Genomic DNA, 24115 nt, shown 5'->3' on the forward strand with positions numbered 1-24115 from the left:
GTGACTTCAGACCGCGACACATTCGGTGAGGTGTGGCAGCAGGTCGTCGCCGAACTCAACGACGACGAAGCCGCACGTGACCATGAACCACTGACACGCCAGCAGAAGGCGTGGCTGTCACTGGTTCGTCCCCTCACACTCACTGAGGGTTTCGCTCTTCTCACCGTGCCGACCGCTCTGGTCCAGGAGCAGATCGAGCGGAATCTGCGGGAGACCATCCGTTCGGTCCTGAGTCGTCACCTCAATGAGCCGGTCGATCTCGGTGTCCGCATCGCGACCCCGCGCAACGACGAACCCGTACCGGATCCGGCCGCTCCCGAACCCCGCGCGGTCAACGGCGCGGCGGTCGCGTCCGACTACTCCGCGGTGCCGGGTGCGGCCATCGGTGCCGGATTCCCGGCCACTCCCGGTACCGGACAGACACCGGGCGCCGACACCGGGAGGCCGTCGGGCGACTGGGCCTCGTACTTCGCCGAGCGGCCGACGACCACGCCGTCTCCCTCCGGCGCAAACCTGAACCCCAAGTACACCTTTGACACTTTCGTCATCGGTGCGTCGAACCGCTTCGCGCATGCGTCGGCGGTCGCGGTGTCCGAGGCCCCGGCCCGGGCGTACAACCCGCTGTTCATCTGGGGAGAGTCGGGGCTGGGCAAGACCCACCTGCTCCACGCGGCCGGGCACTACGCCCAGCGTCTGTTCCCCGGGATGCGCGTCAAGTACGTCTCGACCGAGGAATTCACCAACGACTTCATCAACTCGCTGCGCGACGACCGACGGGTGGCGTTCAAGCGTCGCTATCGCGACGTCGACGTGCTGCTCGTCGACGACATCCAGTTCCTGGTCGGAAAAGAAGGTATCCAGGAAGAGTTCTTCCACACCTTCAACACGCTCCACAACGCCAGCAAGCAGATTGTCATCTCGTCCGACCGTCCGCCGAAACAGCTTGCAACACTTGAAGATCGGCTACGGACCCGGTTCGAGTGGGGGCTGATCACCGACGTTCAGCCGCCGGATCTGGAGACCCGTATCGCCATCCTGCGCAAGAAGGCGCAGATGGACAACATCGCCGTGCCCGACGACGTTCTCGAGCTCATCGCGTCGAAGATCGAACGCAACATCCGCGAACTCGAGGGTGCGCTGATCCGCGTGACGGCCTTCGCCTCGCTCAACGACGCCGCTCTCGACAAGTCCCTCGCGGACGTCGTTCTCCAGGCACTGCTGCCGAACTCGGGCACCCTCGAGGTCAGTGCCGCCAGCATCCTGGCGATCACCGCCGAGTACTTCGACGTCTCGCTCGAGGAACTGCGCGGCCCCGGCAAGACCCGGTCCATCGCCCAGGCACGTCAGATCTCGATGTACCTGTGCCGCGAGCTGACCGACCTGTCGTTGCCCAAGATCGGTGAGACCTTCGACCGGGACCACACGACCGTCATGTACGCCGAGCGCAAGATCCGCAAGGAGATGGCCGAGCGGCGCAAGGTCTACGACCACGTCCAGGAGCTCACCGCGCGTATCAAGCAGCGTGCGGTGGGCTGAGCGGGCTCCTTCTCTTCTCCGCTTTCCACGCGCCTCTCGTGCCCTCGGGCCCGGGAGGCGCGTGTCGTCTGTCGGCACATGCCGAGGACTGCCCGCGAGGGATCTGTCGCCGGCTGCGTATCGAGGTCACCCCCGGCCGCTCGGAACCCCAACTCTGCTCCCCGGGTCGAGACTCGCGCGTCGTAGTTTCTGTGTCCTCCCGCACTCGACAGGCCATCACGAACGACAGATTTCGGCGTCCGAAGGCTGTGCACCGGCTTGGGATAACAGGGGCAGACTTGTGCACTGTCGGTGGACGCCGCGCGAACAACAAGTTTTCTCCACAAACTCTTGGGATTCGGCTCAACGACAGTCCACCGGTCATACACACCCGCGTACCCCGTCCGACTGGCCCGATGGCACGGTTGTCCACAGATTCCACAGTTCCTATTACTGAGATGGATCCCTCTCTAAAGAGAAATCTTTTGTAAGAAGGGCTGTGCACAACACCCATCCGCGGGCCGAGCGCCCCCGCCGTCGCGGACGGACTGACTTGGCCCCAACCATCCCGGCATCGGCGGTGGCGTTCTACAGTGGGATTCCCGGAAGTGGGACGTGATCGACCATGCCGCCGTTTCGGCTTCGGCATGCCGACGATCCGCACGAGAGAGAAGGGCAACCTCCCAGCATGAAGTTCCGTGTCGCACGTGACGAGTTCGCTGATTCCGTCGCCTGGGTCGCTCGAAGCCTGCCCTCTCGTCCGCCGGTACCGGTCCTGGGTTGCGTGGTGCTCAACGTCGGCGAGACCGGTCTGACCGTCTCCGGATTCGACTACGAGGTCTCGGCCCAGGAGAACCTGGGCGCCGAGGTCGCCGAGCCCGGCCAGGTGCTGGTGTCCGGTCGTCTGCTGGCCGACATCACCAAGGCGCTGCCCAACAAGCCCGTCGACGTGACCCTCGACGGTTCCCGCGTCGCGATCACCTGCGGTAGCGCCAAGTTCTCCCTGCCGACGATGCCGGTCGAGGACTACCCGCAGCTGCCCGACGTCCCGTCGATCACCGGCACCATCCCGTCGCAGCTGTTCGCCGAGGCGATCTCCCAGGTGGCCGTCGCGGCCGGCAAGGACGACACCCTGCCGATGCTGACCGGCGTGCGAGTGGAGATCGAGGGCAACTCAGTGGTCCTCGCGGCCACCGACCGTTTCCGCCTCGCGGTGCGCGAATTGCAGTGGGAGCCTTCGGACCCCGATACCAAGGGCGCGGTTCTCGTCCCGGCCAAGACGCTTTCGGAGAGTGCCAAGACCGCCGGCGCGGAGGGTACCGGCGTGGTCTCGCTGGCTTTCGGCGCCGGTGCCGCCATCGGATCCGACGGCATCCTGGGCATTCTGGGCGAGACCAAGAAGACCACCACGCGTCTGCTCGACGCAGAGTTCCCGAAGTTCCGTCAGCTGCTGCCCGCCAGCCACACCGCGGTGGCGACCATCGACAGCGCTCCGCTGATCGAGGCGATCCGCCGTGTCGCGTTGGTCGCCGAGCGGGGCGCCCAGGTCCGGATGGAGTTCACCGAGGGATCCGTGCTGCTCACCGCCGGTGGCGACGAAGCGGGCAAGGCCGAGGAAGAGTTGCCGGTGTCGTTCCGCGGCGAGCCGCTGACCATTGCGTTCAACCCGGGTTACCTGCAGGACGGGCTGTCGGCGATCAACGCCGACAGCGTCGACTTCGGTTTCACCACCCCGAGCCGTCCGGCGGTTCTGCGCCCGGCCAGCGGCGAGGATCCGGTCGCCGACGAATCCGGCGCCTTCGTGGCCCCCGAGAGCGCGTTCAGCTACCTGCTGATGCCGGTCCGCCTGCCGGGCTGACCCGCACCACGCACCCAGCCGATCACCGCAACCGACAGTGTTCGTTCGTGAGCTGCACCTGAGGGATTTCCGCTCGTGGCGGGCTGTGGACCTCGATCTGCGGCCCGGCCCGACGGTCTTCACCGGCCGGAACGGCTTCGGCAAGACCAACCTGCTCGAGGCGTTGTTCTACCTGGCGACCCTGCGGTCCCATCGGGTGAGTTCCGACGCCCCGCTGGTGCACTCCGGATCCGCGTCGGCTCTGGTCACCGCCACCGTCGAGAACGACGGCCGGGAACTGACGGTGGAGCTGCGCATCAACGCCGAAGGCGCCAACAAGGCGTCGATCAACCGCAGTCCGGCCCGTCGCTCCCGCGATCTGCTCGGGATCCTGCGCACCGTGCTGTTCGCCCCGGAAGATCTGTCGCTGGTCCGTGGGGATCCGAGCGATCGTCGACGCTTCATCGACGAACTCGTGGCGCAGCGCGGTCCCCGCTGGGTGGCCGCGCGTGCCGACTACGACCGGGTGCTGCGACAGCGGTCGGCACTGCTCAAGACGGCGGCCGCGGCCCTGCGTCGAGGCGGGGACCAGGCCGACTCGGTCATCAGCACCCTCGATGTCTGGGACGGCCAGCTCGCGGATCTCGGCGGTCAGGTGACCGCCGCACGGTTGCAGGTCCTGGCCGAACTGGAACCTCATTTCACCCGGTCCTACGCCTCGATCGCGCCGCATTCACGGCCGGCGACGCTGCGCTACCGGCCTGCCGGCGGGGTCGAGTTCGACACCGCCACGGCCGAGTCGATCAGTGAGGTCCTCGCCGCGCGACTGGGCGAACTGCGCGACAAAGAGATCGAGCGAGGTATGTGCCTGGTTGGACCACACCGCGACGACATCGACATCGTCCTCGGCGCTGATGTGGCGAAAGGCTTTGCCTCCCACGGTGAATCGTGGTCGTTGGCGCTGGCGTTGCGGCTCGGATCCGTCGAGTTGACGCGCGCCGAGGGCATCGAGCCGGTCATCATGCTCGACGACGTCTTCGCCGAACTCGACGTGAAGCGTCGGGAGAAGCTCGTGGAGTTCACCGCCGGCGCGGAGCAGTTGCTGATCACCGCCGCCGTCGCCGATGACATCCCGACCGAGATCGGTGGTCGCCGCATCTTCGTCGACGTCCTCGACGACGAGGACGGTCGTCGCTCCACGATCGTCGGGGACGACACGGATGCGGTGACCGAGCGGGTCGAGGAACCGGTGAGTGGGGTCTCCGATGAGTGACGAAACACACGGGTCGCGTCCCGACGCGGCGGGGGAGCCGTCGAACCGGCCGATCGAGCCGGGCGAACTCGGCGGATACGAACGTGCCCGCAAGGCCCTCGAGGAGGCGCGCGCCGCGGCGCGCGCGGCCGGGAAGTCGGTGGGACGCGGTCGAGCGTCTCCGGTCCGCCGGACACCCAGGGGTGCGCAGAGCCGTAAGCGATGGTCGGGGTCGGGGCCGGACGCGCGGGATCCCCAGCCGTTCGGTCGTCTCGTCGGCGGCCTGGCCAAGGACCGCGGCTGGCAGGAGAAGATCGGCGAGGGCACCCTGTTCGGGATGTGGGATACGATCGTGGGCGCCGACATCGCCGCACATGCGAAGCCGATTGAATTGCGGGACAACGTACTTCACGTGCAGGCCGAGTCCACCGCGTGGGCGACGCAGCTGCGGTACGTGCAGTCGCAGATCCTGGCGAAGATCGCGGCGGCGGTCGGCGACGGCGTGGTGAAGTCCCTGCGCATCAGCGGGCCCAAGGGGCCGTCGTGGCGAAAAGGCGAGCGACATGTGCGGGGGAGGGGCCCCCGTGACACCTACGGGTGAGCCGGGCCTAGCAGACTCGACCGCACATTACTAGTCGATGCGCCCCGTGAGCCGATTTTCCTCCCCAGGCCACGATCGAACCGGGCTCTGTCCAAAATAATCGATCTGAGGGCCTGTTAGCGGCCCCGGATGCACGTTCCTGGGCAAGTCAGGCAGTACACTGTGAGGAGTTGTCCCGACAGGGGACCACAAACGGCAGATCGACCGTCGCCTTCAGGCAACCCGGGAAGTCCCGGGCATTCCTGTGTGCGCATCGCCCTGCCCGCCCCCTGGTCGAGTAGATCGACGACGGATACCGGGTACCTGGGATCCGCCGATGAGCAGAACAGGAGCGGACGCACCTCGTGGCCGACACCAACGACACCGGACCCAAGAAGAGCAAGAAGAAGCCGTCAGAGTACGGCGCCGACTCGATCAACATCCTCGAAGGTTTGGAAGCCGTCCGCAAACGGCCCGGCATGTACATCGGTTCCACCGGTGAACGCGGCCTGCACCATCTGATCTGGGAGGTCGTCGACAACTCGGTCGACGAGGCGATGGCCGGCTTCGCAAGCCGCGTCGACGTCACGCTCCTCGAGGACGGCGGCGTCCAGGTCGTCGACGACGGTCGTGGCATCCCGACCGGCATGCACCGGACCGGCGTTCCCACCGTCGAGGTCGTCATGACCCAGCTGCACGCCGGCGGCAAGTTCGACTCCGATGCCTACGCGGTGTCCGGTGGTCTGCACGGCGTCGGCATCTCGGTGGTCAACGCGCTGTCGACCAAGGTCGAGCTCGAGATCGCGAACGACGGCTTCAACTGGGAGCAGACCTACTCCTACGCCAAGCCGGGTCCCCTGGAGAAGGGCGACGCCACCCGTAAGACCGGTACGACGGTGCGGTTCTGGCCGGACCCGGAGATCTTCACCGAGACCACCCGGTTCAACGCCGAGACCGTGGCGCGGCGTCTGCAGGAGATGGCCTTCCTCAACAAGGGTCTGACCATCACGCTGACCGACCAGCGACCCCAGGCCGTCGAGGCGCCGGGCGATGCCAACGGCGACGACGAGGCCGCCCCGACCACCGAGGTCGCCGAGACGGTCAAGACCGAGACCGAGAAGGCCGCGGCCGCGGCGAAGCCGAAGACGCGCACGTACCACTACCCGGACGGGCTCGTCGACTACATCAAGCACCTCAACCGCACCAAGCAGTCGATCCACACCACCGTCATCGGGTTCAACGCCAAGGGCGAGGGGCACGAGGTCGAGATCGCGATGCAGTGGAACGCCGGTTACTCGGAGTCGGTGCACACCTTCGCCAACACGATCAACACCCATGAGGGCGGCACCCACGAAGAGGGCTTCCGTGCGGCGCTGACCAGCACGGTCAACAAGTACGCGCTCGAGAAGAAGCTGATCAAGGAGAAGGACGGCAAGCTCACCGGCGACGACATCCGCGAGGGTCTCGCCGCGGTGATCTCGGTGAAGGTCGCCGATCCGCAGTTCGAGGGCCAGACGAAGACCAAGCTCGGCAACACCGAGATCAAGGGCTTCGTCCAGCGCACCTGCAACGAGCACCTGGGTCACTGGTTCGAGGCGAATCCCGCCGAGGCCAAGATCATCATCAAGAAGGCCGCCGACTCCGCACAGGCCCGCATGGCGGCGCGTCGTGCACGAGAGATGGTGCGCCGCAAGACCGCAACCGACATCGGCGGCCTCCCCGGCAAGCTCGCCGACTGCCGCAGCAACGACCCGACCAAGTGCGAGGTCTACATCGTGGAGGGCGACTCGGCCGGCGGTAGCGCCAAGTCCGGTCGCGATTCGATGTACCAGGCGATCCTCCCGCTGCGCGGCAAGATCATCAACGTCGAGAAGGCCCGTATCGATCGCGTCCTCAAGAACGCCGAGGTCCAGTCGATCATCACCGCCTTCGGCACCGGCATCCACGACGAATTCGACATCTCCAAGCTGCGCTATCACAAGATCGTGCTGATGGCCGACGCCGACGTGGACGGCCAGCACATCTCGACGCTGCTGCTGACGCTGCTGTTCCGTTTCATGCGTCCGCTCATCGAGCACGGTCACGTGTTCCTGGCGCAGCCGCCGCTGTACAAGCTCAAGTGGCAGAAGTCGGCTCCGGAGTTCGCCTACTCCGATCGCGAGCGCGACGGCCTGCTCGAGGCGGGCCGTGCGGCCGGAAAGAAGATCAACAGCGACGACGGCATCCAGCGCTACAAGGGTCTCGGCGAGATGAATGCCAAGGAACTGTGGGAGACCACCATGGATCCGGCGGTGCGCGTCCTCCGCCAGGTGACGCTCGACGACGCCGCTGCCGCCGACGAACTGTTCTCCATCCTCATGGGTGAGGACGTCGCCGCACGTCGAAGCTTCATCGCCCGTAACGCGAAAGACGTTCGTTTCCTTGATGTCTGATCACGGATCGATTGAGTTCGCAGTGATCGGAGAAAGAAACCACAATGACTGACACCACCCTGCCGCCCGCCGGCGGTGAAGGCGACCGCATCGAACCTGTCGATCTCGGCCAGGAGATGCAGAAGAGCTACATCGATTACGCGATGAGCGTGATCGTGGGCCGCGCGCTCCCCGAGGTGCGCGACGGCCTGAAGCCGGTGCATCGCCGACTTCTGTACGCATCCTTCGATGCCGGTTTCCGACCCGACCGCAGCTACGTGAAGTCGGCGAAACCCGTTGCGGAGACGATGGGTAACTACCATCCCCACGGCGACACGGCGATCTATGACGCCCTGGTGCGTCTCGCCCAGCCGTGGTCGATGCGTTATCCGCTCATCGACGGACAGGGCAACTTCGGTTCCCGCGGCAACGACGGCGCGGCCGCCATGCGTTACACCGAGGCCCGCCTGACCCCGCTCGCCATGGAGATGCTGCGTGACATCGGCGAGGAGACAGTCGATTTCACGCCGAACTATGACGGCAAGACCAATGAGCCGACGGTCCTGCCCGCGCGGATCCCCAACCTGCTGATCAATGGATCCGGCGGTATCGCCGTCGGTATGGCCACCAACATGCCGCCGCACAACCTCAATGAGGTTGCCGACGCGGTGTTCTGGGCCCTGGAGAACCACGACGCCGACGACGAGACCACCCTCGCCGCCTGCATGGAATGCATCAAGGGACCCGATTTCCCCACGGCCGGACTGATTGTCGGCAGCCAGGGGATCAAGGACGCCTACACCACCGGTCGCGGCAGCATCCGCATGCGCAGCGTCGTCGACATCGAGGAGAACAAGGGCACCACCACGCTGGTGGTCACCGAGTTGCCCTACCAGGTCAACCCGGACAACCTCATCCAGTCGATCGCCGAGCAGGTCAACGAAGGAAAGCTCAAGGGCATCAGCCGGATCGAGGACCAGTCCTCGGACCGCGTCGGCATGCGCATCGTGGTCACGCTGCGTCGTGACGCGGTGGCCAAGGTCGTGCTGAACAACCTGTACAAGCACAGCCAGCTGCAGACCAGCTTCGGCGCCAACATGCTGTCCATCGTCGACGGGGTGCCGCGCACCCTTCGTCTCGACCAGATGATCCGCTACTACGTGGCGCACCAGATCGACGTCATAGTACGGCGCACGCGGTACCGGTTGCGCAAGGCCGAGGAACGCGCACACATCCTGCGCGGTCTGGTGAAAGCCCTTGACGCGCTTGACGAAGTGATCGCCTTGATCCGCCGGTCGGCCAACACCGACACCGCGCGCACCGGCCTCATCGAGCTGCTCGACATCGACGAGATCCAGGCCGACGCCATCCTGGCGATGCAGCTGCGTCGCCTGTCGGCGTTGGAACGTCAGAAGATCGTCGACGAACTCGCCGAGATCGAGCTCGAGATCGCCGATTACAAGGACATCCTCGACAAGCCGGAGCGTCAGCGCGCCATCGTGCGTGACGAGCTCAAGGAGGTCGTGGAGAAGTACGGCGACGAGCGCCGCACCAAGATCATCGCCGCCGACGGTGATGTCAGCGACGAGGATCTGATCGCGCGCGAGGACGTCGTCGTCACGATCACCGAGACCGGCTACGCCAAGCGCACCAAGACCGACCTCTACCGCAGCCAGCGTCGCGGCGGCAAGGGCGTCCAGGGCGCGGGTCTCAAGCAGGACGACATCGTCAAGCACTTCTTCGTGTGCTCGACACACGACTGGATCCTGTTCTTCACCACCAAGGGCCGGGTCTATCGGGCGAAGGCCTACGAGCTGCCCGAGGCCAACCGCACCGCACGCGGCCAGCACGTCGCCAACCTGCTGGCCTTCCAGCCGGAGGAACGCATCGCGCAGGTCATCCAGCTCAAGACCTACGAGGACGCGCCGTACCTGGTGCTCGCCACCCGCAACGGTCTGGTGAAGAAGTCCAAGCTCGTCGACTTCGACTCCAACCGCTCCGGCGGCATCGCCGCGATCAACCTGCGCGGTGAGGACGAACTGGTCGGCGCCCAGCTGTGCAGTGCCGACGACGATCTGCTGCTCGTGTCGCAGAAGGGTCAGTCGATCCGCTTCCACGCCGACGACGAGGCCTTGCGTCCGATGGGCCGGCAGACGTCGGGTGTCCAGGGCATGCGGTTCAACGCCGACGACACCCTGTTGTCGCTCAACGTGGTTCGCGAGGACACCTACCTGCTCGTCGCGACGTCGGGTGGTTACGCCAAGCGCACCGGTATGGACGACTACCCCGTCCAGGGCCGTGGCGGCAAGGGTGTGCTCACCATCGCCCACGACCGTCGGCGCGGTGAACTCATCGGCGCGCTCATCGTCGACGACGACTCGGAGCTGTACGCGATCACCTCGGGCGGCGGTGTCATCCGCACCGCGGCGAAGCAGGTCCGCAAGGCGGGACGCCAGACCAAGGGTGTGCGTCTGATGAACCTCGACGAGGGCACCACCGTCATCGCGATCGCCCGCAACGCCGACGAGCCGGAGGAGACGGACGCCTCGGAGTAGGCGTTAGGGTTGAGAACACGTGCAGCCGACCAGTCGGTGACGGTAGAAAGTGACCCGACGCGTCGATGTCCATCGGCAGTGACGCCAGAGTGAGGGATTGCCTGTGAGCACACCGAACGAGCCGAACCAGGAAAAGAACGGGCGCCCGTCCGGTCCCGGTTCGGGCACACCGACCGGTGGGCTGGTGCCGCCGTGGCAGCGTGGACCGGTCGAGGATTCGTCGGGCTCCGCGCCGACCGAGGCGTTCGGGCGTGAGGACGACTCGCGCCCGAACGCACAGGACAATCGCGACGGCCGGCCGCAGGAGAATCGAAGCGGCCCGCCGCAGGATCACCGTGGCGGCCCGCCGCCGCGCGGCATCGTGACCAACAGCGGCACCGCCGCCGCCAGCATGAGCGGCCAGCAGGCTCCCGTCACCAAGCTCGACAGTCCACGGCGACCGGGTTCGGCCGTCGCGACCGACGAGCCCGGTTTCGTCGAGTCGCCGACGAGCACGATCGACCGGGAGAACCTGCCCGGACAGGATCTGCCCGATCTCGATCAGATCCACCACACGGCCGATCTGAAGCGTCCGCCGGAGGCGCCGCCGGCCGTTGCGCCGGCGAAGGTTCCTCCGCGGTCGGCTCCGCGTCAGGTCGGAGCCGGCACGGCTCTGCGCGCGGCGGTGCAACTGCGCCGGATCGATCCGTGGGCGACCTTCAAGATCGCCGCGGTGCTGTCGTTCGTCGGGTTCTTCATCTGGATGATCGCCATCGCCGTGCTGTACCTGATCTTCGACGGCATGGGTATCTGGGATCAGGTCAACAACAGCTTCGGAACGCTCGTGGCGGACGAATCGAGCTCCGCCGGGGATGTCATCGGAGCCGGCACCGTTTTCGGCGTGGCGGCCCTGCTGGGGGCCATCAACGCCATCCTGCTGACAGCCATCGCGACGGTCGGCAGCTACATCTACAACATCTGTGCCGACCTCGTCGGCGGCGCCGAGGTGACCCTCGCGGACCTCGACTGAGTCGAGCCCCTGACCAGCCGTTTTGGCTGGTCGGGGATCCGTCGGGTAACCTCACTTCTCGGTTCAAGGGCCTATAGCTCAGGCGGTTAGAGCGCTTCGCTGATAACGAAGAGGTCGGAGGTTCAAGTCCTCCTAGGCCCACTGCGACACCGAAGTTTTCGGACTTCCGATTCGCACCCGTCGACCTGTTCTCGGTCGGCACGGGGCCTTAGCTCAGTTGGTAGAGCGCTGCCTTTGCAAGGCAGATGTCAGGAGTTCGAATCTCCTAGGCTCCACCACTGAAAGAACCGCAACGCACCACCGGACCCCGGTGGTGCGTTTTGGTTTCGCGCACACGGAGAATGTGAGCGGGTCACGCGCGGACGTACTCCGTGAACGTCACCCCGGTCTCGAACTCCCGGCTGCTGACCCGTTCGAACCGACCCGGCGCATACGACCCCGGCGCGAACAACGGGGTGCCGTTGCCGAACAGCAGCGGTTGCTGCTTGAGCACCAGTCGGTCGATCTCGGCGGCCAACTGCGTCGCCAGGGATCCGCCGCCGCACAACCAGATGTCCTTGCCCTCCCGGGGCTTGAGTTCCCGCACCAGCTCGACGGGATCCCGGTCCGTGAATGTCACCCCGTCGACCGGTTGCATCGGGTGATGGGTGAACACGTACTGGTCGAGGTGCCGGTACGGACTCGGAGCTTCCGGCAGTCCGACGGCGTAGGTGTTGGCTCCCATGAGGACGGTGTCGAAGCCACCGCCGCTCTGGTCGATGCCGAGGGCTGATGCGTAGTCGGTGGGGATCGTGTCGGGGAAGCGCTCGTTGATGCCGGTCATGTGGTCGCCCTCGACGAGGAAGGCGTCGAACTGTCCGTCCGGTCCCGCGATGTACCCGTCGAGGCTCACCGCCACGTAGTACACGAGTTCTCGCATGCTCACTCCAATCACTTCAGATGTAGTGGTTAGGAATGTACAACAGCTGTAGTGGTTCGCGCTATCGTTTTTGCCATGGCCCGAAACGACGAACGACGCCGCGCACTCGCCGACGCCGGACTGACGGTGCTCGCGACAGCGGGCGCACGGGGACTCACGCACCGTGCAGTGGATCGGGAGGCGGGCGTTCCGCAGGGCACGACGACGAACTACTTCCGGAACCGGGCAGCGCTCCTCCACGGGCTGGTCGAGCGCATCGGTGAGCGTCTCGCGCCCAGTGACGAATTCATTGCCGAGCGCGCCGGCCGGCCGCCGAGTCAGAAGCTCTTCGCCGAGTATCTGCGCAACATCGTCGAACGGCTTCTTGCCAATCGCGACGTGACGATCGCGCTGATCGAACTACGGCTCGAGGGCATCCGACGACCCGAGGTCGCCGAGATCATCGGCACGTGGCGTCATACCGGGTTCGCCGGTGACGTGGCCTTCAACGAGCAGGCCGGCCTGCCCGGATCGGCGCGGGAGATCGCGCTCTTTCACTACGCGGTGGACGGGCTGATCCTCGATCAGCTCACCGGACCGCTCTTGCCCGACGAGCGCATCGACGACATCGTCGATGCGCTCGTCACGGGGCTGTTACCGGCCTGACCGGCGCTACGCCGACTCCTCCGCCATCTTTTTCACCCGCTGCACGACCTCGTGCGCCAGCTTCTCCGACGACGCCGGGTTCTGCCCGGTGAGCAGGTTGCCGTCGGCCTGGGTGTGCACGGTCCACGGCAGTCCGAGGGTGACCTTGAAGCCCTCGTGCGTGAGCCGGTCCTCGAGCAGCCAGGGTGCCTTGTCGGCCAACCCGGCCTGCTGCTCCTCGGCATTGCCGAAGCATGTGACGGTGCGGCCGGAGAAGACGTTCGCGCCGTCCTCGCCCTTCGCGGCCAGCAGGACCGCGGGTCCGTGACAGACGATGCCGATCGTCTTCTTGGCCTGGTCGGCGGCGATGAGGAGCGCGCCGGCATCGGCGTCCACTGCGAGATCCTCCATCGGTCCGTGGCCGCCGGGCACGAATACGGCGTCGTAATCGGCGATCTTCACGTCGGACAGCGCGATGGGTTTTTGGAGTTCGGGCGCGGTCTCGACCACATTCCGGATCTCGTCGGCGCGTTCCGCGGAGCCGACCGCGTCGGGACTGAGGCTGCCCTCGTCGACCGGTGGACGCACGCCGCCCGGCGTTGCGACGGTCACCGAGTAGCCGGCCTTGCGGAAGACCTCGAGGGGCGCCGCCGCCTCCTCGGCCCAGAATCCGGTCTTGTGACTCGATCCGTCGTTCAGCGTCCACGCATCGGCGCCGGTCATGACGAAGAGAATGTTGTGTGTCATCTTGCTCTCCTTCGGTTGGGATGACCCGTCAGCGGGTCAGGTGAGCCCGGTCAGTTCCGCCGACTTCTCCCACAGGCCGTCGATGAGCCTCTGGTCGTGTGCCTGACGGTTCTCGCGTCCGTTCGGCTTGTGGCGGCTGAAATAGACGCCGTTGACCGACGGATCCGCGCCGCGCTCGGCGAGTGCGATGAGTGGTGCGGCGCCCTGCTCCGGTGTGATGGTCACCAGCTTGGCAAGCGGGGATCGGTAGGCCAGGCCGACGAGTCGCGAGTCCCGACCGAAACTGGTCGCCGCCGGACCGGGATGCACTGCGGCGGAATAGATCTTGTCATCTGTCCAGCGCTGCGCGATGCCGCGGGTGAACAGGATGTTCATCAGCTTCGCGGTGCCGTAGGTTCGTCCGCCGAATGCCCTGCGTCGCTCGAAGTCCAGGTCGTCGAGATCCACACTCCCGGCGAGATTGCCGACGCTCGAGGTGTTCAGGACCAGCGACGGACCGCCGGCGGCCAGTCGGTCGCGCAGCAGATTGGTCAGCAGGAACGGCGCGAGGTGATTGATCTGGAAGTTCGGCTCGTGTCCGTCTGCGGTCCGCATCGACGGCGAGAACGTCCCACCGGCGTTGTTCATCAGGACGTCGATGGAGTCGACGGTGCCGACGATCTGAGTGGCCAGCTCACGCACCTCGGAGAGATCGGCGAAGTCGGCGGTGAACGGAGTCGCACCGGTTTCGGCGGCGATCGGCGCGAGTTTCCGTGGGGACCGTCCGACGATCACCAGATTCGTCGAGGGCCCGGCCAGCGCGCGGGCCGCGACGGCACCGATCCCGTCGCTGGCACCTGTCAGCACGATGGTGCGTCGTTCACTGGCCATCGGCAGTCCCCTCCGATCCGCCGACCGCATGATCCCTGCTCGAATCGGCATCGGCTGGCGCCGCGTCGTAGGTGGCCTTCTCCTCCGCGATGCGCTTGGTCTCACCGATCGGGGTGTCGTCGGCCGAGGGGAACACCGACCCCGGGCCGTCTCGTTCGCCGGGCTGCTCGGGCATGTCGGGGTCGGCCTTCAGGTCGGCTTCGGTGGTCGTCCAGTCGGGCTGCTCGTTGTCCGCCATCTCTCCACCATGCCTGAGGATCGGCGATACGTCACCGGTCCAGATGTGGATACCGGCGCCGGAACTTCTCGGCCCGCCCCCGCGACGTCGGGGATGGTGGACACCCGGTGTAGAAGGGGTGCGAGTCGCTGGTGACGTCGATGACGATGAGCGGGTACACATTTCCGTCGCTCCACGTGGTCGTGGTCGCCGGGTCAGTTGTCGGATGGATCCCCGGTCATGGGACTGTCGGCCATCGGGACAACGATGTCGTCGACGTCGTCGCAGGGGTCTGCGTGGAACCGTCCGAAAGGATCGTCGAACGTTGACCAGAACTCCTGTCCGGCAGCGAATTCGACGTCGTTCACGCAGGCGTTGCGTAATGCATCGGCGATGTCGTCCGGGACGCCGCGGTGGACGAGCACGACCAACGACGAATGGCGATCGCCGTGGTCGTCGTCCCAGCGCAGCGCGCCGAGTGCGCGCCGCTCAGGTGTGACCTGCGTGAGTTCGTCGTCGTCCATCTCGGCCAGCCAGCGTCCTCCGGGTGCGACGCGCAGACCGCCGCCGGCCGACTCCAGCCACAACGCCTCGCCGGATTGCGTGGCGAGCCACAGCCGCCCACGGGCGCAGACCACGCCGTCGAGAAGGGAATCGATCGCGTCGTGCAGGCGACCGGGATGGAGTGGCCGGTCGGCGGTGAACTCCATCCAGGTGACACCGCAATCAGGGTCGAGGGAGGGCTGATCGGCGAGGAGCGGGTCGTGTGGTCCGTCGATGCGCCCCCGGCGCGAGGATCGCGGGATCGCGGTGACCAGCTGCTCCATCAGCAGGGGACTGACCGGGCGTTCCGGCAGCTCGAACATCATCGGCGCCTGCGGTGCCAGCCGCTTGAGGACGGCCATGAGACGAGCGGATTCCCAGGCGTCCCGAGTGCTGGGATCCGTTCCGGCGACGACGAGGGCGTCCGCGAAGGCGACTTGACCGACCGCGACCTGTGCCAGTGTGCGCTCGTCGTCGGGCGGGACGGGCAATACCTCGCCGAGGATGCGGTCGCCCGTCGCGGAATCCAGCCAATCCTGTTCTGCCACAGCGGTGATCGTGGAATCGCCCCGTACGTCCAGTGCTGCCGGTGCCGCCGGGATGCCGGACATGCCGTCGACGATGACGTGCTCGATGGACCAGGCCACCCGTTCGGGCTCCAGAATCGGGTCGAGCGTGAGCACGATGCGCCGCACCGACGATCGCCGATGAAGACGCCGAAGCAGGGGAAGCAGGTCCTCCCGCAGCGTGCACGACACACAGCCGTGGGCGAGTTCGATCACGGTGACCCCGTCGCGCCGCCGACCATCGGCCTCCCGCCAGCTCAGTGTTCGCACCACCCGGCCCTCGCCGACGTGTCGCAGATCGTGATGGACCTGCACCGTTCCGGCGTCGGCCTCCAGCGCGTCGCCGATCCGCGAGAGGACGGGCCGGTCGAGGCCGGTCACCAGGACGACTGGCGTCCGGATGTCGGCCGGCAGGTGGCGCATCTGACCGTCGGCGGCGTCGGGCTCGAACACGGCAACACTCCTGGCTATTGAGAATCATTTCCATTTACGTGAGGTCGACGGTACCGTGGCCGCGACACTAATGCCAATCATTGTCAATAAGGAGGACGTCATGTCTCGACGGTGCCAGGTCACCGGCCGTGAACCGGGCTTCGGCAAACAGGTCTCGCACTCCCATCGACGTACGTCGCGTTGCTGGGACCCGAACATCCAGCGCAAGCGGTACTTCGTCCCCAGCGAGGGCCGGTACATCACCCTCCGGGTGAGTACGAAGGGGATCTCGACCATCGACAGGTACGGCATCGAGTCCGTGTTGCGCACGATGCGCGCTCGAGGAGAGAAGATCTGATGGCGCGCAACGAGATCCGGCCCATCGTCAAGCTCCGGTCCACGGCCGGTACCGGATACACCTACGTGACCCGGAAGAACCGCCGCAACGACCCGGACCGCTTGGTGCTCCGCAAGTACGACCCGATCGCCCGCGCCCACGTCGATTTCCAGGAGGACCGGTAGAACGCGCGGATACATCGGAGCCGGTCTCTCCCGTGTGCGGTTCCGCGAACTCGCTCATCGCGGAGAGTTGCCCGGTATCCACAAGTCCAGCTGGTGAACCACGACCTCAGGAGACATCCATGGCACGCAGAACACGCCGGGAGGACGAACGTCCCGCCCGCAAGAAGAACCAACTGATCACACGCCCACATACGACAATCGCCACCCCCGGGCGGTTCGCCGTCTACTGATGGCGAGTCCGCCGGAGGTGGCGATTGTGCTGAGAGTTCAGGACTCAGAGGGTCAGGAACTCACGGCATGCGAGTCCGTCTTGCCCCACGCCGGGGAGTTCTCGATCGCCCCGATGATCCGCGGACGCAGCTCCTCGGCACCGATGACCGCGTCGACCGAACCGACCTCGACGGCCCGCTGGATGCTGTGCACCTTGTCGAACTCGGCGGCGATCTCGCTGATCTTCTCGGCACGAACGGACTGCCGGATGTCGGCGAGTTCCGCGTTCAGGCTCGAGCGATCGGTACCGGACGACTCGGCGACGCTCGCCTCGAGCTCGCGGACGCGAGGATCGGCGGCGACGCGCTTGGCGACCTCACCGGCGAACACGACCGCGGCCGCGGGCGCACCGCCGAGCACGGACGCGAACGAACCGTCGATGGCCAGCACGGTCATGTTCGGGTTCAACGCCTTCGAGAACACCACGAACGCACCGCCGTGATAGCGCGAGATCACGCAGAACACGATCGGGCCGCGGAAGTTGACGATCGCTCGGCCGATCTCGGCGCCGTACTCGAGCTGCAGTTTGCGCATCGACTCCGGCGAACCGTCGAAGCCCGACAGGTTCGCGAGAACGACGAGCGGACGGTTGCCGCTGGCCACGTTGATCGCGCGGGCCGCCTTCTTCGACGACTGCGGGAACAGCGTGCCCGCGGTGTACGTGTCGGGTCCGTCGGTCGGCTTGTAGCCACGACGCGCGACCTCACGCGACTCGATGCCCAGCATGCACACCGGGATGCCGCCCAGGTGGACGTCACACACGACGGCCGTCTCGGCGTCGGCCATGCCGGCCCAGCGTTCGAGGACGACGTGATCCTGGTCGGCGACGGCGCGCATCACGGTGCGGATGTCGAAGGGCTTCTTGCGATCCGGGTTGTGTTCCCGCGAGAAGACCTGACCCACCGTGGTGAAGTCGCTGCCGGCGAGCACGTGCGGGTAATCGGAGACGTCCCGGTCCGACGGATCGGTCGTGATCGCACGACGCGGGGTGCGCTCGCCCGGAAGCACGTAGGTGTGCTCGTAGTGGGACATCAGGACATCGCGTGCCGCACCGAGATTCGGTGCCCAGTACTGCGCCTGGCCGTTCGGGCCCATCACGCGGTCGTAACCACCGATGCCGAAGTTGTCCTCGGCCGAGACACCGCCGGAGAAGTCCAGCGACTGCTTGCCGGTGAGGACCATCGCCGAATCCGGGGTCATGACCAGGATGCCCTTGGTGTGCATGAGCATCGTCGCCTCGGCGTTCCAGTACGGCTGCGCACCGACATTGATGCCCGCCACGACGATGTTGATCTCGCCACCCGCCTGGGTGTACTCGACGACACGCTTCAGCGCGCGGGCGACCCAGTCCATGTTCTCGGTGCCGGAGTCCATCGAGATCCGGGCGCCCGAGGACAGCGCGTACCACTCGAGCGGCACCTGCATCTGTTCGGCGAGATCGAGTGCGGCGATGACCCGGCTGCATTCCGGTTCCGACAGCGCACCAAGCGATTTGGTGGGATCGCCGAGCAGGACCACGCGGGTGACGCCCTCGGGGAACTTCTCGGTCGGGGTGGTGACCAGACCGGCGACCATCGCCGCGGTGTTGCGGCCCTTGGGTCGGTCGACCGGGACGAGACGATGTTCGGCGTCGAGGTCGTATTCGGTGAATGCACCGAGGATCTCGGCCAACTCGTACGGATAGACGGTGTTGCGTGCCGCGGCGCGCTTGACCTTCTGCCGGTACTCGTCGACGGGCTCGATCGGGGTCTCGGACGGTTCCCCGACCTTGACGTCGAATTCGCCGGTCGCGGTGAGCGAGAAGTGAATCGACACCTTGGTGAGATCCCTGGTCTCGGGATTGCGTCGACGAGCGATCACCTGGACCTCTTCGAGGCCGATTCCCTGTGTGACACCGCGGATGTGACCGGCGATCATGTCGAGGATCGACGCGTCGTCGTCGATGGGCGGCCACACGTAGAGGACGATGCGGTTGGTGCTCGACGGACGGGCCGCTCCGCGCTGGGCGCGGCGGATCGAGTCCGCACACGAGGCGAGCGTCGCCTCCGCGGTGGGCAGCGTCAGCAGACGTCCGCCGGGTTCGCGGACCGCCGTGAGGTCACGCACCTGAGCGAACGCGATGAGCCGTTCGTCGGACGGGTTCTCCCTTGCAACACAACGGAAGAGGTACACCTCTTCGTCGTCGGCCGAGGAGAGCCGGGTGAGGTCGAACTTGCGGAGGCGCTCCATCCGCATCCGCTGCGCGATGTGCGGGTGCAGACCGCGGATGAGTCGTTCCTCCGCCATGCCGGTCGCGGACGGCCGGAAGGTGACGTGGTGGTGCATCCGCGCATCGCCGCTGCCGGCCACGGTGATCGTGACGCGGTGGACCTGCGGGGGGAGTGAGGCGTTGGAGACGATCTCGTGCAGCGTCTCGGCCAGCACGTCGAAGTCGTTCGGCTGCTGCTCCCAGCTGAGATAGATGTCCGAGTCGACCGCAGCCGCGCCCCGGGCGAGTTTGCCGAGACCCTCCAGCACCGACGGCAGCGCCGCGAAACCGACGGCCGCGGACATCAGGCTGCCGCCCTCGCGGTCGGCGACGACGAAGGTCGTGCCGCCGGCCTCGTGGTTGCGGATGTCCGAGAGCCCCTTGTTGCCGTAGTAGCGGCGGGTCAGGACCTCGAGCATCACCCGGTTGTCGGTGCTACCCCGCTCGATGCGCTGGCCGAGGAGACGGACCAGCGGCTCGGTGCTGCGCACCATGTTGTCGATGCGCTCGTCGCGGTCCGCGGCGTTCGGGTTCTCGTCGAGGTAGCGGAGTTGCTTGCGCACGTTGCTGTAGACGCGGGCACGATCGCGGAGCAGCAGCGGCTGGCCGTACCACGCGTAGACGACGCCACGGGCGAGGTCGGCGATCGCGGGGTAGCGCATCTGGGTCGCGGCGATCAGGCGGTCGAGGGCGGGGCCCACGTCGTCGCGCAGCTCGTCGCGGGGCGTCGGCTCCTGCAGCCACTCACGCAGCAGGGTGCTGATGACGGTGACGGACCCGGTCGGGTTCTGCAGCGCCAGGAAGATGCGGAAGACCGCGGCCTCGAGCTCCGGGGTCCGGTCGAGCTCGGTGACCCCGTAGTGCCGCAGCGCCCGGCTGAGCTGATCGTGGAAGGCGGCGCGCAGGCCGTCCCGCTCCACGTCGAGGCTCTGCAGGTACGTGTGGAAGTTCTCGCGCGCACTGTGGACGTGCTCGACGCCGAGCTCGTCGCTGGACGGCCGGTTCTGGCTCAGCTCGGCGATGTCGGCGAACACGGTGATGAGTTCGAGCTCGTCGGCGAGCGGCCGGCGACCGCTGGCCATCGCGGCGCGCCGCACCGCGAGGTACTCGTCGAGGAGACGGGTGCGGTCGTGCGGGTCGACGTCGTAGCCGAGTAGCTGGGCGCGCAGGTCCTCCTGCGTACGGGTGGTGCGCTCGTCGGCCTCGACCTCGGGTTCGACGGGCAGCTCGATGTCGACGCCCGCGACTTCCTCCGGAGTTTCTTCGTCCTCGTCGGCGAGCGGTTCGAGCCGCAGCAGCGTCGCTCCGGTCTCCACCTGTGCGCCCACGGACACCGCACATTCCTTGAGACGTGAGCGGACCGGAGCGCGCAACACGGTCTCCATCTTCATGGCCTCCAGGACCAGCACCGGGGCGCCGGCCTCGACCTCGTCGCCGACCTGCAGCGGAGTGGCGACGACCAGCGCGGGTGCCGGCGAGCGGACGATGCCGCCCTCGTCGCGGCTGACGCGGTGGGTGATCCCGTCGACGTCGACGAGGTGGACGGGACCGTGGGTGTCGGTGACGAGCCGGAACCGTTCACGGTTGACCACGAGCTGGGCGGCATGGTCGTCGAAGCGCTCGAGCTCGACGTCGACGGTGCGGGTGTCGGTACCTGCCTCGATGCTCACACGGAAGCGATGCGCGCCGATCCGCGCGACGCGGACCCGGTAGGTGGCGCCGCGCAGCTTGAGGTCGAGCGGACGACCGCTGTCGTGCTGGACCTGCGGACGGCCGCCCGAGGCGGTCGACATCAGACGCTGCTGTTCGACCTGCTCCTGCTCCTCGTAGGCGTCGATCGCGGCGGCGATCAGTGCGATCGCCGAATGCTGGTTCGCGACCAGGCGGCCCTCGGCGCGGACGCGGTCGATCCAGCCGGTGTCGGCGCTGCCGTCGATCACCTCGGGCTGGTCGAGCAGCTCGAGCACGAAGGACTTGTTGGTGGCGCCACCGGCGATGATCACGCGGGTCTCGCGCATCGCCCGGCGCAGGCGGCCGAGCGCCTCGTCGCGGTCACGTCCGTAGGCGATGATCTTGGCGATCATCGAGTCGAAGTCGGCCGGGATGGTGTCGCCCTCGCTCACGCCGGTGTCGACGCGGATACCCGGGCCGGCCGGCAGTTCGAGGAGGTTGATGCGACCGGGGGCCGGTGCGAAGTCGCGGTCGGGATCCTCGGCGTTGAGGCGCGCCTCGATGGCGTGTCCGCGCTCGCGCGGCGGTTCGCCGTCGAGCTTGCCGCCGGACGCGACGTGCAGCTGGGCACGGACGAGGTCGAAGCCGTTGGTGATCTCGGTGATCGGGTGCTCGACCTGGAGTCGGGTGTTGACCTCGAGGAAGGCGAAGAGCTTCTCGCCGGGGTGGTACAGGAACTCGACGGTGGCGGCGCCGCGGTAGCCGACGGCGACGGCGAGCCGCTCGGCGGAGGCCTTGAGCTCGGCGACCTGGTCCTCGGAGAGGACGGGCGATGCCGATTCCTCGACGACCTTCTGGTTACGACGCTGGACCGAGCAGTCGCGGACGCCGAGCGCCCACGCGGTGCCCTGACCGTCGGCGATGACCTGGACCTCGACGTGGCGCGCACCGGTGACCAGACGCTCCAGGAAGACGACGCCACTGCCGAAGGCGCGGGCGGCCTCGTCGCGGGTGCGCTCGTAGGCGTCGCGCAACTCGTCGTCGTTGTTGATGACGCGGATGCCGCGCCCGCCGCCGCCGGCGGTGGCCTTCAGCATCAGCGGGTAGCCGATGTCGGCGGCCGCGGTCAGGGCCTCGTCGATGGAGTCGACGGCACCGCGGCTCCACGGTGCGACCGGCACACCGACTTCCTCGGCGATCAGCTTCGCGCCGATCTTGTCGCCCAGCTTGCGCATCGCGTCGGGCGACGGACCGACGAAGGTGACGCCGATCCGCTCACAGAGTTCGGCGAACACCGGGTCCTCGGCGACGAAGCCCCAGCCGACCCACGCCGCGTCGGCGCCGGTCTCCAGCAGGGCGCGCTCGAGCACCTTCATGTTGAGGTACGGGCGCGACGCGGCGGGACCGAGGTCGTAGGCGATGTCGGCTTCGCGCACGAAGGTGGCGGCGGCGTCGACATCGGTGTGCAGCGCGATGACCTCGATCGGCTGCCCGGTCTCGGCGGACAGGCCACGGACGGCGTGGATGAGGCGCATTGCGGCCTCGCCACGGTTGACGATGGCGATTCGGGAGAACATCACCGACTCCTTCGGTTCGTCGTGCCGAGGGTGTTTTCGGCACACGCGAGGTGGTTCAACAGATCGATAGTTGCGGACCGAAGCCATTACGCGCGAGTACGTTCACGCGCGCCGGAATCTCCTCGGCGCGACCCCGCGGCTCGCCGTGACCGGGAACACGCTGGATGGAGCCTCTTTTCCGCTATCAGATCTTCCTACCGAAACGGCGCACAATTCGGTGCCGATCCGCGATCTCGAGGAAGGCGATTCGCCCGTTTCCGCTGAGACCGATGTCATAGAGCCGCGCAGAATCGCATCAGGCGACGAACAGGATCCAGCCGTAGACGAGCAACCCGAACACCAGCACGCCGAGGTAGGCCCAGCCCAACCAGATCGCGACGTTCGCAAACGGCAGTCCGGCCTCCCGGGTGCGACGGATCTGGGCCCGCGCGCGGTAGCCGAGTACGAGACCGATCACGAAGGTGATGCCCAGCCCGGAGAGGACCAGGGCCCACACGGCCGTGCGATTGAGGCGTGGGCCGGACTGGGGAGCCACGTTGTCCTCCGGATCGTCCTCGAGTGCTGGATTGTTTGCTGAGTAGGCCTGGGAGACCGGCGCGAAGACCGTGCGGTCGTCTGAGTCGGACGTCTCGCCGTCGAGCTCCGGGCGCGGACGAGACGGTTCCGGACGAGACAGTTCCGGACGAGACAGTGGCGGTCCCGGACGGGCACCGAGCGCGTCCGGACGTGGTGCACCGGTGCGTTGCGAGGGATCAACTTGCGACGAATTACCTTGCGGCGCACCAGGAATGGGCGACTGGAGGGGGGCTCCGGGCGGCGGGTGGTGTCCGGCCGGGGGCCGGGCGCCAGGGGGCATCGGACGGGGATTGCCCTGCGGATCACCCGGAACCGGCCGCGGACGGGGCCCGGTCGTGTACGCGCCGGCCGGACGTGGGGGAGGACCCGGGTCACCGCCGGGGCGGGGACCGTTCGTGCCGGGCGGTTGCGGACGCGGACCGCCGTGCCCGCCGGGTCCGCCCGAGGGACGGGGACTGCCGGGAGGCGGACCGGGACGCTGGGCAGATGTGGGACCACCGGGCGTCGGGCCACCCGATGCGGGTGGGAAGGATCCGCCGGGCCCGGGACGGTTCGGTTCGGTCAGGTCACGACCGCGGGGCGGGGAGGGTGCACTGATGGGTGCGCTCGGAACACGCTCCCAGGGGGCGGTGCCATGGGATCCGCCGGTGGGCACCGGGCCGGCGCCGCTCGGACCGGAACGGGTCGGTTCCGGGTCGCGAGGCCTCGCGTCGTCGGACATCGACCACAGCTCGCGTGCCCGCTCGGACGCGCCACCGGGGGAGGCGGGCGTGGTCGTAGAGCGCTCGTCGTCTGAGGTCACGTGTTTCAAATTACCCGTGGACGCCGCCGACGCCCGGATCGACCGTCGGCGGTGTCGTCACGAGGCCTGTGATTCCGTGCTCTCCACGAGGGCCTGACGGACCTCTTCGACGCGGGGAACAGTCGGGGAGACCGGCGGCGGATCCTGGCGCGTACGACGCAGGATGACCGCGCCGGCACCTGCGATGAGCGCCGCTGCGAGCACGGTCACCGCGACGACGAGGTAGTTCTTCGGCATGTCGACCAGAGTGCCAGCCGGACGGCCGCCGATGCCACCTCGGATCGTGTGACCCTGCGCGCGCCGACCACGTCTGCGGAATCGGATCCATGCATTTGAGAGCCATCTCCCGACCACCCGAAAGGCCACAAGTGG

The 24115-nt window shown here is 67.1% G+C and carries 19 protein-coding genes, 2 tRNA genes and 1 pseudogene; 13 read left to right on the forward strand and 9 right to left on the reverse strand.

The window, feature by feature from the left end; translation table 11 throughout:
* The 9 genes from dnaA (at position 1) to GAA2_RS00045 (ending at position 11437) form a co-directional block, all read left to right on the forward strand.
* Positions 1 to 1536, forward strand: coding sequence for a chromosomal replication initiator protein DnaA (gene dnaA, locus GAA2_RS00005; RefSeq protein ID WP_024497931.1), 1536 nt, complete (start codon positions 1 to 3; stop codon positions 1534 to 1536).
* Between the two features lie 667 nt (positions 1537 to 2203).
* A complete protein-coding gene (gene dnaN, locus GAA2_RS00010) occupies positions 2204 to 3373 on the forward strand; it encodes a DNA polymerase III subunit beta (RefSeq protein ID WP_006437505.1) in 1170 nt (389 codons plus the stop codon).
* Between the two features lie 37 nt (positions 3374 to 3410).
* Complete coding sequence (recF, locus tag GAA2_RS00015) at positions 3411 to 4625, forward strand: DNA replication/repair protein RecF (RefSeq protein ID WP_024497930.1); 1215 nt, start codon at positions 3411 to 3413, stop codon at positions 4623 to 4625.
* Positions 4618 to 5205 carry a DUF721 family protein gene (locus GAA2_RS00020; RefSeq protein ID WP_006437503.1) on the forward strand — a complete coding sequence of 196 codons (588 nt, stop codon included), beginning with the start codon at positions 4618 to 4620 and terminating at the stop codon, positions 5203 to 5205. The genes recF and GAA2_RS00020 overlap by 8 nt, the downstream gene beginning before the upstream one ends.
* A 344-nt stretch (positions 5206 to 5549) precedes the next feature.
* A complete protein-coding gene (gyrB, locus tag GAA2_RS00025) occupies positions 5550 to 7616 on the forward strand; it encodes a DNA topoisomerase (ATP-hydrolyzing) subunit B (RefSeq protein ID WP_024497929.1) in 2067 nt (688 codons plus the stop codon).
* A 44-nt stretch (positions 7617 to 7660) separates the two neighbouring features.
* Complete coding sequence (gene gyrA / locus GAA2_RS00030; protein ID WP_024497928.1) at positions 7661 to 10150, forward strand: DNA gyrase subunit A; 2490 nt, start codon at positions 7661 to 7663, stop codon at positions 10148 to 10150.
* Between the two features lie 103 nt (positions 10151 to 10253).
* The gene (locus GAA2_RS00035) at positions 10254 to 11159 is read left to right on the forward strand and encodes a DUF3566 domain-containing protein (RefSeq protein WP_024497927.1); all 906 of its coding nucleotides are present in this window, start codon (positions 10254 to 10256) and stop codon (positions 11157 to 11159) included.
* Between the two features lie 67 nt (positions 11160 to 11226).
* Positions 11227 to 11300: transfer RNA gene (locus GAA2_RS00040), tRNA-Ile, on the forward strand.
* Positions 11301 to 11361: 61 nt separating this feature from the next.
* Positions 11362 to 11437: transfer RNA gene (locus GAA2_RS00045), tRNA-Ala, on the forward strand.
* Positions 11438 to 11511: 74 nt separating this feature from the next.
* Here the strand turns inward: GAA2_RS00045 and GAA2_RS00050 are convergent.
* Complete coding sequence (locus GAA2_RS00050) at positions 11512 to 12078, reverse strand: dihydrofolate reductase family protein (protein ID WP_024497926.1); 567 nt, start codon at positions 12076 to 12078, stop codon at positions 11512 to 11514.
* Between the two features lie 75 nt (positions 12079 to 12153).
* Here GAA2_RS00050 and GAA2_RS00055 point away from each other — a divergent pair, with 75 nt between their 5' ends.
* Positions 12154 to 12723, forward strand: a complete 570-nt coding sequence (locus tag GAA2_RS00055; protein WP_024497925.1) for a TetR/AcrR family transcriptional regulator — start codon at positions 12154 to 12156, stop codon at positions 12721 to 12723.
* A gap of 6 nt (positions 12724 to 12729) precedes the next feature.
* Here the strand turns inward: GAA2_RS00055 and GAA2_RS00060 are convergent, their stop codons facing one another.
* Genes GAA2_RS00060 through mrf form a run of 5 tightly spaced genes read right to left on the reverse strand, consistent with a single transcriptional unit; the run spans position 12730 to position 16068 of the window.
* Entirely contained in the window at positions 12730 to 13449 is a 720-nt protein-coding gene (locus GAA2_RS00060; RefSeq protein ID WP_024497924.1) for a type 1 glutamine amidotransferase domain-containing protein, read from the reverse strand.
* Positions 13450 to 13485: 36 nt separating this feature from the next.
* On the reverse strand, positions 13486 to 14319 hold the full coding sequence (locus GAA2_RS00065; protein WP_024497923.1) for an SDR family NAD(P)-dependent oxidoreductase: 834 nt from the start codon (positions 14317 to 14319) through the stop codon (positions 13486 to 13488).
* Positions 14309 to 14557, reverse strand: coding sequence for a hypothetical protein (locus tag GAA2_RS00070; RefSeq protein ID WP_024497922.1), 249 nt, complete (start codon positions 14555 to 14557; stop codon positions 14309 to 14311). The genes GAA2_RS00065 and GAA2_RS00070 overlap by 11 nt, the downstream gene beginning before the upstream one ends.
* Positions 14558 to 14588: 31 nt before the next feature.
* Positions 14589 to 14768 (reverse strand): 50S ribosomal protein L31, encoded by a 180-nt coding sequence (locus GAA2_RS00075; RefSeq protein WP_081712389.1) that lies wholly within the window; start codon positions 14766 to 14768, stop codon positions 14589 to 14591.
* Positions 14752 to 16068 (reverse strand): ribosome hibernation factor-recruiting GTPase MRF, encoded by a 1317-nt coding sequence (gene mrf / locus GAA2_RS00080; protein WP_191834958.1) that lies wholly within the window; start codon positions 16066 to 16068, stop codon positions 14752 to 14754. Before mrf ends, GAA2_RS00075 begins: the two co-directional genes overlap by 17 nt.
* A gap of 130 nt (positions 16069 to 16198) precedes the next feature.
* Between mrf and rpmB the strand changes: the two genes are divergently transcribed.
* The 3 genes and pseudogenes from rpmB to GAA2_RS00095 all read left to right on the forward strand — a co-directional run.
* Positions 16199 to 16435, forward strand: coding sequence for a 50S ribosomal protein L28 (rpmB, locus tag GAA2_RS00085; protein ID WP_191834624.1), 237 nt, complete (start codon positions 16199 to 16201; stop codon positions 16433 to 16435).
* Positions 16435 to 16599: a 50S ribosomal protein L33 gene (gene rpmG, locus GAA2_RS00090; RefSeq protein ID WP_024497920.1), complete on the forward strand. Its 165-nt coding sequence runs from the start codon at positions 16435 to 16437 to the stop codon at positions 16597 to 16599. The genes rpmB and rpmG overlap by 1 nt, the downstream gene beginning before the upstream one ends.
* Positions 16595 to 16696: pseudogene (locus GAA2_RS00095) on the forward strand (30S ribosomal protein S14); the annotation flags it as partial. The gene rpmG and the pseudogene GAA2_RS00095, both read left to right, overlap by 5 nt.
* A gap of 185 nt (positions 16697 to 16881) precedes the next feature.
* Here GAA2_RS00095 and GAA2_RS00100 read toward each other — a convergent pair.
* From GAA2_RS00100 to GAA2_RS00110, 3 genes are all read right to left on the reverse strand, one after another.
* Positions 16882 to 22365 carry a carboxyl transferase domain-containing protein gene (locus GAA2_RS00100; RefSeq protein ID WP_191834625.1) on the reverse strand — a complete coding sequence of 1828 codons (5484 nt, stop codon included), beginning with the start codon at positions 22363 to 22365 and terminating at the stop codon, positions 16882 to 16884.
* Positions 22366 to 22660: 295 nt separating this feature from the next.
* The gene (locus tag GAA2_RS00105; RefSeq protein WP_096272625.1) at positions 22661 to 22900 is read right to left on the reverse strand and encodes a DUF4190 domain-containing protein; all 240 of its coding nucleotides are present in this window, start codon (positions 22898 to 22900) and stop codon (positions 22661 to 22663) included.
* Between the two features lie 900 nt (positions 22901 to 23800).
* The gene (locus GAA2_RS00110; protein WP_096272627.1) at positions 23801 to 23980 is read right to left on the reverse strand and encodes a hypothetical protein; all 180 of its coding nucleotides are present in this window, start codon (positions 23978 to 23980) and stop codon (positions 23801 to 23803) included.
* Positions 23981 to 24115 lie beyond the last annotated feature (135 nt).

The organism is Gordonia ajococcus (assembly GCF_012974285.1).
GTDB classification, from domain to species: domain Bacteria; phylum Actinomycetota; class Actinomycetes; order Mycobacteriales; family Mycobacteriaceae; genus Gordonia; species Gordonia amicalis.